This is a genomic window from Sorangium sp. So ce117 (genome assembly GCF_051524395.1).
GTDB lineage: Bacteria > Myxococcota_A > Polyangia > Polyangiales > Polyangiaceae > Sorangium > Sorangium cellulosum_B.
Map to the genome: position 1 here is coordinate 9948257 of NZ_CP150309.1, position 14590 is coordinate 9962846.

The window sequence follows — 14590 nt, forward strand, 5'->3', positions numbered from 1 at the left end:
TAGCACGAGTCGCGTGGATGGTGTCAAGCCGGGCGGGAATCATGCAGGAGACTGGAGCGACAAACGGGTTGAAACCCCGAGAAAAAGCAGGAATTTCACAGGGAGGTGAGGAGGCGGGGAGCAAGAGACGGAGAGAAGGAGAGATTCTTTTTTTCTTCCTCCCCGCCTCCTCGCCTCCCTGTGAAAATTCTCCGGGTTTCAACATGATTGGTGTTCTGGCCGTTCTCGAGACAGCTGTTCAAGGAGCCGGAGCTCGCACTGGCGATCGTCGTTCTGGCGGGCAATAAGGAACATCCTTACCCCGGGTTGCCTTTCCTTCTCCCGCCGGCCTGCTGGCGCGGCTCCACGCCAGCGGCGCGCCGCCCTGTCCGGGCCGCCGGTTTCGCCGGGTCGACCTTGCCCATCGCTGCGCATGCGAGCTCGGGCAGGGTCGCCTTCATCCACGCGGGGTCCACGGCGCCGGGCGCGGAGAGGTAGGCGCGGCAGGCCTGGTGCGCCGGCCCGAGGAGCACGACGTCGACCATCACCTCGGACGAGCGCGCCCCGGAGAAGACGCCGAGCTCGGAGAGGTGCGCGATCGTCTCTGCCTTGAGCCGCGCCTTGGTCTCCCGGAGCGCGGCGCGGTGATGCCCGTCGAGCTCCAGCGCGAGCGCCTGATACATGAAGCGCGCCTCGCCCTCGTGGTCGAACACCCAGGTCAAGTGCGCCTCCACCAGCGCCCGCACCGCCGAGCGCGCCGTCCTCGCGGCGAGCACGCGCGCGGTCACGTGCCCCACCAGCCGCTCGAAGGTCCGCTCCAGCAGCGCGGCCACGAGCGCCGGGAAGTCCTCGAAGAGGTGGTACACGCTCGAAGGGCTCGCGCCCGCCTCCTTGCGCACGTCCTCGATGCCCGTGCGCAAGAGGCCTCGCTGCTCGAAGCAGCGGAGCGCCGCGTCCAGGAGCGCCTCCCGGCGGGCCACGCCGTTCTGTCGAGCCACGGCCATGGCCCCTCCCCTACCCCAGCCGCGCACCGCTGGCCAGCAGGCCCAACTGGAGGATTCTTCCAATTTCATCTTGGAAGTTTCTTCCATTTTGTTTACCTTCCAGTCGAAAGCGAGGTGTCGCATGGAGCTGGGGCTGGAGAAGAGGGCCGCGCTGGTGACCGGTGGCTCGCAGGGGATCGGCAAGGAGGTGGCGTTGCAGCTCGCGGCCGAGGGGGCCCGCGTGGCGCTCACCTACCGGAGCGAGCGGGAGAAGGCCCGAGAGGTCGTCCGGGAGATCGAGGGGCGAGGCGGCGAGGCGGTCGCGCTGGAGCTCGACCTCGGGTCGGTCGATTCCGTCAAGGCGGCGGTCGCGGCCACCGTGGCGCGCTTCGGGCAGATCGATGTGCTCGTCAACAACGCGGTCCGCTGGAGCGAGCGCTTGCCCTGGGACGCGCCGCGCTTCGAGGACATCCCGCTCGCGGAATGGCAGGGCGTCATCCACGACAACATCGACGGTGCCTTTGCCGCCATCCAGGCCGCGGTGCCCTCGATGCGGGCCCGCGGATGGGGGCGGATCGTCAACATCTCGTCGGGCGTGGCGCTCGACGGGGTGGTGGGCGCAGGGCCTTACGCCGCCGCCAAGGCGGCGCTCCACGGGCTCACGTCCGTGCTCGCGCGCGAGCTCGGGCCGCACGGGATCCTGACCAACGTGGTGGTGCCGGGGTTGACGCTGACCGACAGGGTGAGCGCGCAGGCATCACCGGAGCTCGTCGCGCAGCGCGGGAAGGCGTATCCCGTGGGGCGGCTGCTGCGGCCCGAGGAGGTGGCGCCGACGATCGTCTTCCTGTGCTCGGCGGCGAACACCGCGGTCACGGGGGAGATCGTCCGCGCGAGCGGGGGCCGGCCGATGTAACCGAGGGAACTGACACCCACCGGTCACGGCGCCTGCGCGCCGTCCACCACGGCCGCGAACTCCGGATCGGTCAAGCTCTTCATGAAGGCCACGACATCCGCCTTCTCCTCCGGCGTGATGGTGAACGCCCTGACGAGCGTGCTCTTGTTCGGGTTCTCGCTGCCCACGCCCGCGAACGGCCCGTCGTCGATGGTCCTGCCTCCCGCGGCGTAGTGGTCGACGACCTCCTCCAGGGTGGCCACGCTCCCGTCGTGCATATAGGGCGCCGTCAGCTCGACGTTGCGCAGCGAAGGAACGCGGAATTTCCCCTTGTCGGCCGGGTCGCCGGTGAACTCGAACAGCCCCTCTCCGCCGGATGGATAGTCCCCGTCCGGGCCGAGGTTGTAGAGGCCGGTGTTGTGAAAATCCATCTCCGCCTGCTTCGTCTCGGCGCTCCGGAAGGCGGTCGTGAAGTTGATCCCGCTGTGGCAGTGATAACACTCGAGCCGCTCGGAGAAGAAGAGGTCCATGCCGCGCAACGCCGCATCGGACATCGCGCCCGCCTCTCCGCCATAGGTGGTACGATCGTACGCGGAGCGCCCGGAGATAAGCGTCCTCTCGAACGTCGCGATCGCCTTCACGACGGTATCGAACGTGATCGGCTCGCTCTCGCCGGGGAAGGCCGCGACGAACGCGGCCTTGTACGCCTCGTCGCCGCGCAGCCGGCCGAGCACGACGTCCTCGGCGCCGGTGATCCCGAGCTCGACCGGGCTCTCGCCGAACATCGGGACGAGCGCCTGCTCCTCGAGCGACGACAGCGTGGGGTTGCCCCACGTGAGCAGCGGGAAATAGGCGACATTGGCCAGCCCCATCGCATTGCGCGGGATCGTGTCCCCTGTCGAGCCGGTCGGGGTAGGCTTGCCGTCGGCAAACCCCCTGTCGCGCTCGTGACACGAGGCGCACGCCATGGTCCCGTTGCCCGACAAGCGCTCGTCGAAGAACAGGGCGCGCCCGAGCGCGACCTTCGCCTCGGTCATCGGGTTGTCGGGCGGCACCCACGGCCTCGGGAAGCCGAGGGGCAGGGCGAGCTCATAGCCGTTGACCGGCAAGGTCGCTTCCGTCTCGCCCCCACACGACGCCGCCGCGAGCGCGACGAGCCCCGCCGATGCGATTGCGCGGATCACTCCAGCAAAATGCGACGCTGTTCGTTGTGACACAGATTACACGCTCCGGAGATGGTTGGAAACGGCATCTCGCTCGTCCCCTCGCCGTCCTGTGACCGCAGGAAGAAGAACAGCGCCTGGTCCGGGAAGGGCAGCGGCTCGGTCGTGAAGAAGTTCCCGTTCCCATCGATGGCAACGGAGAGCACGAGATCTCCCTCGCCTCCGCCTGCCGTGCGGAGCTCGACCGTTCCGCCTGCCACCGGCGTGCCCGACGGCGCGTACACCGTGCCGGCCGTGGTGAAGAGCCCTTTGCCAGGCCCGTGGGGCTGATGGCAACCGATGCAGTTCTGCCCCATGTTGTGGCTGCGCTTCTCCGCAGCGGCGCTGATGTTCTCCACGTTGAGCGCTGGATCGCGCTCGAAGCGAGGGTCGCCCGGGAGGATCTCCGCGTCGCTCGGCTCGTCCATGTCCTCGTCGGAGGCACCGCAGCCGGCAAGCCCACAGACCCATAGCGAGGCGAGCAGGCAGGTCGCCGTTCTGAGGATGTACATCTCACTCCACCCGGAAGGCGGTCTGCGCAGCGGACGGGTTCACGCCATCGAAGCCCATGCCAAGCGCGTTGAAGACGGGCGGGCACTCTGGATCGCCCTCGAAGGACATGCAACCGGAGGTGCGATCCGTCTCGCCGTCGACCTGGTGGTCGAGGTCGGACCCGGCATAGAATCTGGCGATATCGAAGACGATGGTGCTCGACTCCGGGTCGACCCCGTCGATGCGTAGTTCGGCGAGGTTGTCAGCGGCGCACGAGTACCCCTCGCTCACGGTGCCCTCGCACTTCGTACTCCCGAGGTGGAAGAAATAGGTCGGGTTCATCGTCGAGACGAGGTCGAGGCGCACGAACTTGTAGCCGCCCTTCCACGACCACCACATACCGGGAATGTTCAGGGGCGCCGGGGCCGTCGCCGCGTCCAGGTGGTTCATCTCCGGGGGCAAACCCACGTTGAACCTGACACCGGCGTAATCGCCGGCGGGTGCGGTGCCAACAACCTCGGTCCTCGTCTCCGGGCTGCCGGTCTCACAGGAGCCCGTGCCGTCCTCGAAGTCGAGGAACGCGATCTTGTCGCGCTGCCACTGGCCATCCTGCTCGAGCGCGAGGGGCTCCTCGGACCCGTCGCCGCGAACGAGCCGCACGTCGTAGACGTACATGCGAAAATCGAGCGCATTGACCGACGATCCGGTCGTTCCGACTCCATCGAAGGTGTCAGTGCAGGAGAACGGCCTGTCGCCGACCTTGGCGGCGAAGCTCAGCGCGAACGTCTTCGAGACGACGTCCTCATCGCTCCCGCCGCATCCGCTCAGAGCCGCGAGACAGGCCACACCGAGGCACGTGACACGAGCCATTGAACCAATCATCAGGCAACCTTTCAAGCTACGAAGCCACAACGTCGTCACCACCGCACCGGAGCGGAGCGGAGCCTACTCGAAGCTCGGCTCTCCTGCGTGCAGCAAGTTGTCGCACCCTGCGGCCATCCTTCAAGGAGAGTCGACGGCATCCGGGCGAAGAGGTTTCCGCCGCGGCCACTGCGCCGAGGTCATAATGAGATGTCCCTGCTGAGCCTCCTCTCCGATCAACCGGGAAGACGGGTGCGCTCATGCGTCGCGCTCCCGGAGCTCGTCGTCGAGGCGCTCGTCGTACTCGTCGCGAGCAGCCACGAGCGTGCCTCCGGACGGAGCGGCCTGCGCAGCGTTGCTCCGCCACGAGCGCAGCAGGGCGAAGATCCCGAGGAAGGTCGCTGCGATGCCCAGCATCAATCCCAGCGCGACCTTGCCGAGCGCGCCTGACGAGGGCGCCGCGCGGAGGCGTTCGCCGTATCGCGCCACGAGGTCCTGCTCGATGGCGTCGGCCACCTCGCCCCGACGGAGACGCGCATGGATCTCGCGACGAAGCTCGCGCGCCAGCTCCGATTCGTGGACATCCAGCGTCTGATCCCAGCAACAAGGCGCGAGCAGACGCGCCGCGAGCGCCCTCTCGCCAGGCGCTGGGGTCGAGTCGACGAGCTCCGAGGCGGCCTGGCTGGGCGGCGCGGGTTCGGCGCTGCCGGTGAGCGCCACGCCAGCGAGGGCGACGGCCAGCGCTGCCACGCGGTGCCAGCGCGAGCTCTGCAGCGATCGGAGACGCACCGGTCCGCTTACCTGCCGCGCGCCGTGAGGGAAGCGGGCCGGGTCACTGGCAGGCCCCTGGTCTCGCTGGATCATGGCGAAACAGGCTAGCGTAACCCGCCGCCAGGGTCGTGCGACACGATGTCGCGCTTGTCGCCCCGCAGCGATGTGCGCGCCGAGGGCCGTACAGCACGGTTCGATGAGATGCGACACCTTGACGCATTGCCCACCGGCACCACGAGCCCCCGGCCACGCTCCTCCAGGCACACGAGCTCGGCCTGGATCTTGGCCTGCCCGTACGGGCCCACGCCGTCGAGCCGCGCGTCCGGCATCATGCACCGCCCTTTGTGCTAGGCCATTTGTCGGCTACACAAGCTACCCGACATGACGACACGCCCCAAGTCGGAACACCGTGACTATCGCTGGAGGAGCCTTCTGGGCGACCAGTCGGAACAGCCTACCATCGACGAGCGTCTCGAGGCCGTTCATCACGCGTGGGAGTCGGCCGACATGACCATGACCGATGTACACGATCTGAATTTTGACGTGGCAGTTCACGACGGTATCGATGAGACGCTCAACAAGTTGGAAGAGCCGTGGCGTACGGCACTGCTCGAACAGCTCAAAGGCTGCGCCCTGACGGACCCAGCAGAGAAGCCAATTCGGATCTTCGGCGGGATCTACGGGTGCGAGCGAGAGCGCGATCCCGGCAAGGCGGCGCAGATGAGACGCGAAGTCGAAGCGCAGCGCGCGACAGAGGATGATTACTTCATGAACGTCACGCGGCCCAGGATTCGGGAGTGGTGGACCAGACGCAAGGGCGGCGAATAGCGAGTTGCTGCTTGAACGCGCAGCGGCGCCCATGCATGGCGCGTCGCGGACGTCGTCGGCGCCCAGACTGCCCCGTACGGTCGTCGGGGATGCCCAAATCCTGCTACACTCCCGAGATGTCGTCCAGGAATGCCGTGCTTGCCAAGGCTCTGCGACTTCCGCCGGAGGAGCGAGCAGACGTCGCGAAGCGCTTGATCGCGAGCCTCGACGGACCAGAGGACGAGGACGTTGAGGCTGCCTGGCTCGCCGAGGTTGAGCGACGTCTGCAGGACGTCGACCGTGGCACGGCGAGCGCCGAGCCCTGGGACGTTGTTCGAGAACGGCTCGCCGCACGTCTCCGCACGAATCGCAAATGAAGGTCGTCGTTCTCGACGAGGCAGATGCCGAGCTTACCGCCGCCGCGGACTGGTATGAGCAGGAGCGAGAGGGCCTCGGTGGGGATTTGCTGTCCGAAGCCGATCGCGTACTCAATGCAATCGCGGCGAGCCCAACCACATGGCCGCTCGTTGCGGGCAGCAAGATCGTCCGCCGGTTCCTGTTCACACGGTTCCCGTAGGTGGCCTACTTCGTCATCCGGGACGAGCATGTCCTCGTACTGGCGTTTGGCCACACGGGTCGAATGCCTGGCTATTGGTGGAACCGACTTAAATAGCGAGCGAGAGAGACTACGCCTGCCCGACAAGACGCGAGGCCGCTCCCCTCACCGCCCCTCCGCCACCACGAGCGCGCTCTTCCGCCCCACCCGATACGTCCTCACCGGCTCTCCCCGGACGATCCGGTCGTGCTCGCTCCAGCGCGCGGCCTCCCCTTCCGCGACGCGCCGGGCGGCGCGCTCCGCGAGCCGCTCGGCGATGCGCTCCACCCCGCGGCGGACGTTCGCGCGCTGCGAGCGCTCATCGGCGACACGCACCGTGATCCCGCTCGGCCGGTGGTGGATCCGGACCGCCGACAGGGTCTTGTTCACGTGCTGCCCTCCCGGCCCGCTCGCACGACAGGCCGAGATCTCGAGCTCGCCGAGATCCACGCCCACGCCCTCGCCCTCACCCGCCCCCGCGTCCGCCCCCGCGGCGTGGACCGCCACCCCCGCGAACCACCGCTTGCGCGCCGCCTTCCCCCGCCCCGCGCTCCGCTCGACCAGCGCGTGTGTCCCGAGCTCGCCCTCCAGGCAGCTCCGCGCGTCGCCCTCCACCAGGATCTCGACCGAGGCCGGCGCGTTTTCGTCGCCGTGCAGCGTGACGTCGACCACCGCGAGCCCGCGCTCCTCGCAGAGCGCCTCCATGCGCTCGGCGAGGCGCGCCACGAAGCGCCGCACCTCGATAGGCCCCCTCCCCGCGCTGATCTGCACCCACGACCGGCTCATCGCTTCACCGTGAGCACCGGCACGAGCGGCGCGACCGCCGTCGCCAGGCCGGCCTCGACAAGGCTCTCGATCACCGGCTCGATCGGCTTGTACGCGTCCGGGTGCTCCTCGAGCAGCAGCGCCGGATCGTCGCACACGACGCGGCCGCCGAGCTCCGTGCGGGTGAGCTCGCGCCGCCGGTACCTGGCCGCGATCTTCTCGCGCGCCTCGCTGCGCCCCATCTTGCGGCCCGCGCCGTGCGCGACGGAGCGCAGCCCCGCCTCGGCGTCGCACGAGCGCATCACCCACGACGGCGCGCCGCGCGATCCGAGCACCACGGTGAAGTCGCTGCCCCGGGCGGGCGCCGCGCCCTTGCGGTGCACCCAGGCCAGCTCACCGCCCACGTCCTCGCGCGCGACGTCGTTGTGGGTGAGGTCGAGCCCGCCCGTGATCGTCGACGCCCGCGAGGCCCCGAGCGCGCGCAGCATCCGGTAGGCGAGCAGGAGCCGGTTCGCCCGCGCGAAGCGGCACGCGCCGGCGAGCTCGCCGAGGTACGGCTCGGCCGCGTCCCCCTCGAGCACCGCGCCGCCCCAGCGCTGCCCGAGCGCGCCGCCGAGCCCGCGCGAGCCGGAGTGCGCCAGGACGACGAGCTCCCCCGCGGAGAGGCCGAGGGCCTCCGCCGCCGCAGGGTCCCGCAGCGCGCCGACCCGGGCGACCTCGAGGAAGTGGTTCCCCCCGCCGACCGAGCCGAGCGCGCCCTCGTAGCCTGCGCGGTACGGCGAGGCGTCCCCGCTCGGGCGAAGGCCGTCCTCCGGCTCCGCCGCCGCGAGCCGCGCGAGCGCCTCGGGCACGCCGTCGACCTCGGCAAAGCCGCGCGCGCCGCGCTCCCAGACCCGCTCGAACACCGCCCGCGGGTCGCACTCGGCGAGCGGCTCGTCGTCCATCGCCTGCCGGGCGCGCCGCTCGAGGACGTCCGGCGCCATGCGGCCGATCGACGTCGCGACGAGCCGCACGCCGCAGCCGGCGTCGCCGCCGATGAGCTCCGGGACGACCCGGTCCGCGAAGGCGAAGGCCGCGCCGATGGGGATGCCCCGCCCGGCGTGAAGGTCCGGCATGCCCACGGCGCGGACGCAGCCCGGCAGCGCGGCGACGCGCGCGAGCTGCTGAACGGCGTTGCCCTCGAGCCAGACGTCGTCGCGGGCGACCAGGCGGGCGTGGGCAGGAAGGACTGCGCTGTCGGCGGGGGCTTTCATCGAGATCTCCGGGGCGGGCGGCAAAGGCAGGCGCAAACGCGGATGAGAGTGGGAATGCCCATGGGAATGCCGAGGAGACTTGCGGCTTCCGTGCCATCGCGCGGCCCGCGGCGACGCCGGCAGAACGCCTCAACGTGGTGCGCCACGCACCAGATAAAGTGGTACATCGTGCACCACACATGGTGTACGGTGCACCAGTGAATCGCCTCCTCCTCACCTGGTCGGACGCGGGCACGCTCGGGCCGGCGCCGGCGCACCACAGCCGCCGGCCCGAGGGCGATCGCGGGCCGGTGCTGCGGCTCCTCGACCAGGAAGAGAGCCGCTACGACGCCATCGTGGTCCTCACCATCCCGGCGGGCGAGGCGCCGTCGCGGGCGCTCGTCGAGCGGGCGCGGGCCCGCGCGCCGCGGATCGAGCTCCGGGTCGTGGACGTCGACGATCCGTCGGACCACGCGAAGCTCTTCCGGGCGCTCGGCAAGCTCTCGGCGCAGCTCAAGCGCGCCTTTCCGCCGGCGGCGTGGGCGACGGACGTCCTGCTCTCGGCCGGCACGCCGCAGGCGCAGACGCTCTGGGTCATCCTGGTGCAGGCGGGGATCCTGCCGGCGCGCATGCTCCAGGTGATCCCGGCGGCGTTCGTGCCGCACCCGCACCCGCGGCCGGTGCGCGAGGTCCGGCTCGATATCGAGGGTTTCCCCGAGATCCGCGCGCTGCGCGAGGAGGTCGTGCGCCTGCGGGCCGAGGCGCGCACGCGCGACACGGTGCTCGTGGGCGAGAGCGAGCCGATGCGCTTCCTCCGCGCCCGCATCGCCCGGGTCGCCGCGACCGACGTGCCCGTGCTGATCGTCGGCGAGACCGGGACCGGAAAGGAGCTCGCGGCCAGGGCGATCCACGAGCACAGCCCGCGCGCGAGAGGGCCGTTCATCGCGGAGAACTGCAGCGTCTTCGCCGAGGGCGTGCTCGCGAGCGAGCTGTTCGGCCACGAGGCGGGGGCCTTCACCGGGGCCGCGGGGCGGCGGCGCGGCGTCTTCGAGCAGGCGCACGGCGGGACGCTGTTCCTCGACGAGATAGGCGAGCTGTCGCCGCGGGTGCAGGCGTCGCTGCTGCGCGTGCTCCAGGACGGGACGCTGCGGCGGGTGGGCGGCGAGGCCAAGATCGAGCTGGATGTCCGCGTCCTCGCCGCCACCCACCGCGATCTCGCGGCGATGGTCGAGGAAGGGACGTTCCGCGAGGATCTGTATTACCGCCTGCGCGGCGCGATCATCGAGGTTCCCCCGCTGCGCGCGCGGGGTGGAGACATCGAGGTGCTCGTCAGCGCGTTCCTCGACGAGGTGCAGTCGCGGCGCAAGGGGCGCGGGCTCGAGGTGACACGCGAGGCGCTGAGGAGCCTTTACCAGCACGCCTGGCCAGGCAACGTGCGCGAGCTGCGCGCGGAGGTGCAGCGGTGGGGCGTGTTCTGCGAGCACACGGTCGACGTGGGCGATCTCGCGCCGGAGATCGCGTCGCCGGCGGCGCGGCCGGCGAGCGACGGCGCAGGCGGGATCGCGCGAGCGACGGAGTCGGAGGCAGGCGGCGAGGAGGTCGCGCCGCTCGCGGAGGCCGTGGCGTCGGCCGAGCGCGCCGCGATCGGGCGCGCGCTCGAGGTGCACGAGGGCAATCTCTCGCGCGCGGCGCGCGCGCTCGCCATCGACAGGAACACCCTGAAGCGCAAGATGGCGGCCTATCGCCTCGGCAAGGGCGCGCCTGCGCGCTCGACGATCCGAAGAAGCTGAAGCTGCCGCCGCTGCCGAAGAAAGAGAAGAAGAAGACGAACGATCGCGGATAGCGCAAATGGCGCCCGGGCCGCCGGCGCCAGCAGCGATGTCCTCGATACCCCGAGGCTGGGCGCCCGAAGGCGCTCGAAGCCCGGAGAGCCGATGCCTACGCCAGGTGCACCCACGAGCGCGCGCGCCTGGTTCACCGCTTGCATTGCTCCGTCGAGCAAGCTGGGAGGTCGTGCGAATGCTGGCGCTCACATACCATGGGCCGAAGAACGTCCGCGTCGAGGAAAACCCGGAGCCTCGGGTTCAACATCCGAACGACGTGGTCCTGCGCGTGAGTCGCGCCACGATCTGCGGCTCGGATCTGCACCTCTATCATGGCTACGTGCCTGACACGCGCGTGGGGACCATTTTCGGCCATGAGTTCACCGGCGTCGTGGAGGAGCTCGGGGCCTCTGTGCAAACGCTGAAGCGCGGCGACCGCGTCGTGGTGCCCTTCAACATCGCCTGCGGGACGTGCTTCTTCTGCCAGCGAGAGCGCACCTCCGCGTGCGAGAACACGAACCCGCTCACCACGCTCGCCAGCGGGATCTTCGGTTATTCACACACGACCGGCGGCTACCAGGGCGGCCAGGCCGAGCGCGTCCGCGTCCCCTTCGCCGACGTCGGCCCCATGAAGATCCCCGACGACCTCTCGGACGAGGACGCGCTCTTTCTCTCGGATATCATCCCCACGGGGTACCAGGCCGCGGAGATGGGGGACATCGACCCCGCGGACACCGTGGCCGTCTTCGGCTGCGGGCCCGTGGGCCTCGTGGCCCAGCGGTGCGCATGGATCCTCGGCGCGCGCCGGGTCATCGCCGTCGATTCGGTCGGTTACCGCCTTGATTTCGCGCGCCGGCACAACAAGGCAGAGACGCTCGATTTCAGCGAGACCCCGGATGTCGTGTCCGCGCTCCGGGACATGACCGACGGCCGCGGGCCGGACGTCTGCATCGAGGCGGTCGGCCTCGAGGCGAACGGCTCGGCGCTGCACGACGTGCTGGGCAAGGCGCTCAAGCTCGAGGCCGGATCGCCCGTCGCGCTCAACTGGGCTATCCAGTCGGTCCGCCGCGGCGGGAGGGTCTCGATCGTCGGCGTCTACGGGCCGCCGTGGAACCTCATCGACGTGGGCGCGGCCATGAACAAGGGCCTGACGATCAAGACCGGGCAGTGCGACGTGAAGCGGTACATGCCCCGCCTTCTCGAGCACATCCGCAGCGGGAACATCGACCCGAGGGCGCTCATCACCCACCGCGCCCCGCTCGAGGCGGCCGCGGAGATGTACCGGGTGTTCGCGGCGAGGACCGACGGGATCCTCAAATGCGTGCTCGTTCCGCGGGGGGCCAAGTGAGCTCCGCCATCGAGGAGGAGGCGATCATGGAAGCCGAGAGCGTGCTGCCGAGGGAGCTGCCGTACTGGGGAGTCGACATTTGCCTCGAGGACAGGCCCGGCGTCCCGAGGGAGGTGCCGCCGCGCCTCCTGGAGAGCGCGCACTGGCTCGAGCCCGAGCAGCAGCCGATCGAGGGGCCGCTGCTCAGGCACCCCGGGCGCGCCCGCCCGACGCCGGTGTTCAGCACGGCATTGCCGCCGAGAGGAGCGAGCGGCGCGCTGCGCCGCATCGCCTACAAGGTCCCGGACCACCGGCTCGCCCACTGGGTCGCCCTGTTCATCGCGGATCGGGTCGACGTGATCGAGAGCCTCCCTCTCCTGTTGAAGAGGCGGGCCGTCAGGGCAGGCAAGCCCAGGCGCACGGCGTCACAGCGCGCGTGACGAAAGGCGTGCTCGCGCCGATCCAGCGTGGCACAGGCGATGCCGGATCGGGACCAGGGCCCCCGGGGCCATGGCGAGACGCGAGGAGCCGAGCGCATGCGCACTGGATGGATGGAAGCTGAAGGCCAGGGGAGCTCGGGCATGCGGCGCGTGATGTCCGGCGCCGCCGAGCAGGCGGCATGAACGCCGCCGACGCGCTCGTGCTCTTCGGAGCGACAGGCGACCTGGCCTTCAAGAAGATCTTCCCGGCGCTGGCCGGGCTGATCCGCCGCCGCAAGCTGGAGCTGCCGATCGTCGGCGTGGCCAAGAGCCCGTGGAGCCTCGATCAGCTCTGCGCCCGCGTCCGCGAGAGCCTCGAGCGGGCGGGCGCGTTCGAGGCGGGCGTGTATCGCGAGCTGTGCGCGCGGCTCTCGTACGTGAGCGGGGATTACGCCGATCCGGCGACGTTCCACCGCCTCCGCGAGCGGCTCGGCACCTCCCAGCGGCCGCTCCACTACATGGCCGTGCCGCCCGACCTGTTCGAAGAGGTCGTCAAGGCGCTCGACCGCTCCGGGTGCGTGCGGCGAGGGCGGCTCGTCGTCGAGAAGCCGTTCGGCCACGATCTGGAGTCCGCTCGGGCGCTCTACCGCACGCTCGCGAGCGTCTTTCCGGAAGAGGAGATCTTCCGGATCGACCACTTCCTCGGCAAAGAGCCTGTCCAGAACATCGTTTACTTCCGCTTCGCGAACGCGCTGCTCGAGCCGGTCTGGAACTCCCACCATGTCGAGAGCGTCCAGATCACCATGGCCGAGCGGTTCGGCATCGAGGGCCGCGGCCGGTTCTACGACGCCACCGGGTGCATCCGCGACGTCCTGCAAAACCATCTCCTGCAGGTGCTCGCGTGCCTGGCCATGGATCCACCTCCGTCCGGGGACGCCGACGCCGTGCGCGCGGAGCGCGTCCGGCTGCTGCGGGCCATCACGCCGCTCGATCCGGCGCACGTCGTCCGCGGTCAATACGACGGGTACCGCGGCGAGCCGGGCGTCGCGCCGGGGTCGCAGGTCGAGACGTTCTGCGCCGCGCGGCTCCGCATCCACACCTGGCGCTGGGCGGGCGTGCCGTTCTGCATCCGCGCCGGCAAGCGCCTCGCGGTCACGGCGACCGAGGTGCTCGTCCTGCTGCGGCGGCCTCCGCACGCCGTGTTCGAGGATGTCGGGCGCGGGGCTCCAGACTACGTGCGCATCCGGCTCGCCCCGGCGCCGGAGCTCGCCGTCGGCGTGCGGATCAAGGCGCCCGGCGAGCTGATGGCCGGACAGCCGACCGAGCTGCTCGTGGCGAGCGACCTGTCCGAGGCGCTGGGGCCTTACGAGCGGCTCCTCGGCGATGCGCTCGCCGGCGATCCGACCCTGTTCGCGAGCCAGGCCGAAGTGGAGGCGCAATGGGCCGTTGTCGATCCGGTGCTGGACCAGGCGACTCTGCTCTCGCCCTATGAGCCGGGCAGCTGGGGCCCAGCCGAAGCCGACCGCCTCGTCGCCGACCTCGGCGGGTGGCGTACACCCACCGTGGCCACCCCGCTGGCGAGGAGAGCCGCATGACCGGGATTCGCGTGCTGCTCGCCGATGTGGACGGCGCGCTCCTCACGCCCGATGGCGTGCTCACCCCCAGGGCGGAGCAGGCGGTGAGTCGGCTCCGCGACGCCGGCATCGACCTCGCGCTGATCAGCAGGCGTTCGCCGCGCGGCCTGCGCGTCCTGCTCGGGCGGCTGAGGATCACGACGCCGGTCGCCGCGTTCGGCGGCGCCATGCTGGTGCGGCCGGATCTCTCCGTCATCGAGCAGCACCCGCTGGACAACGGCGCGGCCGCGGTCGTCATCGCGACCCTGGAGCGACACGGCGCCGAGGTCTGGGTCTACCAGGGCGACGACTGGCTGGTTCGCCGCGCCGACGCGCCGCACGTCGCGCGCGAGCGGGCGCTCGTGCAGTGTGTCCCCAGGGTCGTCGAGCGCTGGGCAGGCGTCGTGGACAGCGCGGTCAAGATCGTCGGTGTCAGCGACGACGCCGAGGTGCTGGAGCGCGGCGAGTCGGACCTCCGGGGGGCCTGCGCGTTCTTCTCTGCGTCACGCCCCGTGCCTCATTGCATCGAGGTGATGCACCCGCGGGCCAACTCCGGAGAGGTCGCGAGGGCCCTCTCGGCGCGCCTCGGCCTCTCCGGCGCGGCCATGGCCGCGATCGGCGAGCTGCCCGATCATGTGCTCATGTTCAGGGAGAGCGGGCTCAGCATCGCCATGGGGCAGGCGCGCGCCGTCGTGCAGCGGCAAGCCGACTTCATCACGCTGTCGAACGCCGACGAGGGCTTCGCGCACGCCGTGGAGACCTGGCTGCTCACCACGAGCGGTGGTGGCCAGTGAGGGACGGGCGTTAAGCGCGGCCTTCGGCCCGGGGC

At 70.4% G+C, this 14590-nt stretch carries 17 protein-coding genes; 9 read left to right on the forward strand and 8 right to left on the reverse strand.

Translation table 11 applies throughout. The features are described from left to right. Positions 1 to 296: 296 nt before the first annotated feature. Positions 297 to 983 (reverse strand): TetR/AcrR family transcriptional regulator, encoded by a 687-nt coding sequence (locus WMF46_RS37250; RefSeq protein WP_437981562.1) that lies wholly within the window; start codon positions 981 to 983, stop codon positions 297 to 299. 121 nt (positions 984 to 1104) lie between these two features. On the opposite strand from WMF46_RS37250, the gene WMF46_RS37255 reads away from it, so the two are divergent. Beyond that, positions 1105 to 1875, forward strand: a complete 771-nt coding sequence (locus tag WMF46_RS37255) for an SDR family NAD(P)-dependent oxidoreductase (RefSeq protein ID WP_437981563.1) — start codon at positions 1105 to 1107, stop codon at positions 1873 to 1875. Between the two features lie 23 nt (positions 1876 to 1898). On the opposite strand, the gene WMF46_RS37260 is transcribed toward WMF46_RS37255, so the two are convergent. The 5 genes from WMF46_RS37260 to WMF46_RS37280 form a co-directional block, all read right to left on the reverse strand. Beyond that, complete coding sequence (locus WMF46_RS37260) at positions 1899 to 3038, reverse strand: MbnH family di-heme enzyme (protein WP_437981564.1); 1140 nt, start codon at positions 3036 to 3038, stop codon at positions 1899 to 1901. After that, entirely contained in the window at positions 3035 to 3568 is a 534-nt protein-coding gene (locus WMF46_RS37265) for a carboxypeptidase-like regulatory domain-containing protein (protein ID WP_437981565.1), read from the reverse strand. Before WMF46_RS37265 ends, WMF46_RS37260 begins: the two co-directional genes overlap by 4 nt. A 1-nt stretch (position 3569) precedes the next feature. Beyond that, positions 3570 to 4418, reverse strand: coding sequence for an MbnP family copper-binding protein (locus WMF46_RS37270; RefSeq protein ID WP_437981566.1), 849 nt, complete (start codon positions 4416 to 4418; stop codon positions 3570 to 3572). A 249-nt stretch (positions 4419 to 4667) separates the two neighbouring features. Next, the gene (locus WMF46_RS37275; protein ID WP_437981567.1) at positions 4668 to 5198 is read right to left on the reverse strand and encodes a cytochrome c-type biogenesis protein; all 531 of its coding nucleotides are present in this window, start codon (positions 5196 to 5198) and stop codon (positions 4668 to 4670) included. A gap of 86 nt (positions 5199 to 5284) precedes the next feature. Further along, positions 5285 to 5512, reverse strand: a complete 228-nt coding sequence (locus tag WMF46_RS37280) for a hypothetical protein (RefSeq protein WP_437981568.1) — start codon at positions 5510 to 5512, stop codon at positions 5285 to 5287. Between the two features lie 49 nt (positions 5513 to 5561). Between WMF46_RS37280 and WMF46_RS37285 the strand changes: the two genes are divergently transcribed. The 3 genes from WMF46_RS37285 to WMF46_RS37295 all read left to right on the forward strand — a co-directional run bounded on the left by WMF46_RS37285 (position 5562) and on the right by WMF46_RS37295 (position 6564). Continuing rightward, positions 5562 to 6008 carry a hypothetical protein gene (locus WMF46_RS37285; RefSeq protein ID WP_437981569.1) on the forward strand — a complete coding sequence of 149 codons (447 nt, stop codon included), beginning with the start codon at positions 5562 to 5564 and terminating at the stop codon, positions 6006 to 6008. Positions 6009 to 6124: 116 nt separating this feature from the next. Further along, positions 6125 to 6364: an addiction module protein gene (locus tag WMF46_RS37290; protein ID WP_437981570.1), complete on the forward strand. Its 240-nt coding sequence runs from the start codon at positions 6125 to 6127 to the stop codon at positions 6362 to 6364. Further along, on the forward strand, positions 6361 to 6564 hold the full coding sequence (locus WMF46_RS37295) for a hypothetical protein (RefSeq protein WP_437981571.1): 204 nt from the start codon (positions 6361 to 6363) through the stop codon (positions 6562 to 6564). Before WMF46_RS37290 ends, WMF46_RS37295 begins: the two co-directional genes overlap by 4 nt. Before the next feature lie 144 nt (positions 6565 to 6708). Here the strand turns inward: WMF46_RS37295 and WMF46_RS37300 are convergent, their stop codons facing one another. Then, positions 6709 to 7368: a peptide chain release factor-like protein gene (locus WMF46_RS37300; protein ID WP_437981572.1), complete on the reverse strand. Its 660-nt coding sequence runs from the start codon at positions 7366 to 7368 to the stop codon at positions 6709 to 6711. Further along, positions 7365 to 8600: an RtcB family protein gene (locus WMF46_RS37305; protein WP_437981573.1), complete on the reverse strand. Its 1236-nt coding sequence runs from the start codon at positions 8598 to 8600 to the stop codon at positions 7365 to 7367. The genes WMF46_RS37300 and WMF46_RS37305 overlap by 4 nt, the downstream gene beginning before the upstream one ends. A gap of 197 nt (positions 8601 to 8797) precedes the next feature. Here WMF46_RS37305 and WMF46_RS37310 point away from each other — a divergent pair, with 197 nt between their 5' ends. The 5 genes from WMF46_RS37310 to WMF46_RS37330 all read left to right on the forward strand — a co-directional run bounded on the left by WMF46_RS37310 (position 8798) and on the right by WMF46_RS37330 (position 14555). After that, positions 8798 to 10369, forward strand: coding sequence for a sigma-54 interaction domain-containing protein (locus WMF46_RS37310; protein WP_437981574.1), 1572 nt, complete (start codon positions 8798 to 8800; stop codon positions 10367 to 10369). Positions 10370 to 10598: 229 nt separating this feature from the next. Continuing rightward, positions 10599 to 11750, forward strand: coding sequence for a zinc-dependent alcohol dehydrogenase (locus tag WMF46_RS37315; protein ID WP_437981575.1), 1152 nt, complete (start codon positions 10599 to 10601; stop codon positions 11748 to 11750). 26 nt (positions 11751 to 11776) lie between these two features. Then, on the forward strand, positions 11777 to 12169 hold the full coding sequence (locus WMF46_RS37320) for a hypothetical protein (protein WP_437981576.1): 393 nt from the start codon (positions 11777 to 11779) through the stop codon (positions 12167 to 12169). A gap of 179 nt (positions 12170 to 12348) precedes the next feature. Beyond that, a complete protein-coding gene (gene zwf, locus WMF46_RS37325; RefSeq protein WP_437981577.1) occupies positions 12349 to 13743 on the forward strand; it encodes a glucose-6-phosphate dehydrogenase in 1395 nt (464 codons plus the stop codon). Beyond that, entirely contained in the window at positions 13740 to 14555 is an 816-nt protein-coding gene (locus tag WMF46_RS37330; protein WP_437981578.1) for an HAD hydrolase family protein, read from the forward strand. Before zwf ends, WMF46_RS37330 begins: the two co-directional genes overlap by 4 nt. The last annotated feature ends 35 nt before the right edge of the window (positions 14556 to 14590 follow it).

Coding starts and splice junctions, on each gene's coding strand:
- WMF46_RS37285 (WP_437981569.1), top strand. CDS start 5,562: ATGACGACACGCCCCAAGTCGGAACACCGTGACTATCGCTGGAGGAGC.
- WMF46_RS37320 (WP_437981576.1), top strand. CDS start 11,777: ATGGAAGCCGAGAGCGTGCTGCCGAGGGAGCTGCCGTACTGGGGAGTC.
- WMF46_RS37305 (WP_437981573.1), bottom strand. CDS start 8,600: ATGAAAGCCCCCGCCGACAGCGCAGTCCTTCCTGCCCACGCCCGCCTG.
- WMF46_RS37290 (WP_437981570.1), top strand. CDS start 6,125: ATGTCGTCCAGGAATGCCGTGCTTGCCAAGGCTCTGCGACTTCCGCCG.
- WMF46_RS37265 (WP_437981565.1), bottom strand. CDS start 3,568: ATGTACATCCTCAGAACGGCGACCTGCCTGCTCGCCTCGCTATGGGTC.
- WMF46_RS37270 (WP_437981566.1), bottom strand. CDS start 4,418: ATGGCTCGTGTCACGTGCCTCGGTGTGGCCTGTCTCGCGGCTCTGAGC.
- WMF46_RS37315 (WP_437981575.1), top strand. CDS start 10,599: ATGCTGGCGCTCACATACCATGGGCCGAAGAACGTCCGCGTCGAGGAA.
- WMF46_RS37280 (WP_437981568.1), bottom strand. CDS start 5,512: ATGATGCCGGACGCGCGGCTCGACGGCGTGGGCCCGTACGGGCAGGCC.
- zwf (WP_437981577.1), top strand. CDS start 12,349: ATGAACGCCGCCGACGCGCTCGTGCTCTTCGGAGCGACAGGCGACCTG.
- WMF46_RS37330 (WP_437981578.1), top strand. CDS start 13,740: ATGACCGGGATTCGCGTGCTGCTCGCCGATGTGGACGGCGCGCTCCTC.
- WMF46_RS37255 (WP_437981563.1), top strand. CDS start 1,105: ATGGAGCTGGGGCTGGAGAAGAGGGCCGCGCTGGTGACCGGTGGCTCG.
- WMF46_RS37295 (WP_437981571.1), top strand. CDS start 6,361: ATGAAGGTCGTCGTTCTCGACGAGGCAGATGCCGAGCTTACCGCCGCC.
- WMF46_RS37300 (WP_437981572.1), bottom strand. CDS start 7,368: ATGAGCCGGTCGTGGGTGCAGATCAGCGCGGGGAGGGGGCCTATCGAG.
- WMF46_RS37250 (WP_437981562.1), bottom strand. CDS start 983: ATGGCCGTGGCTCGACAGAACGGCGTGGCCCGCCGGGAGGCGCTCCTG.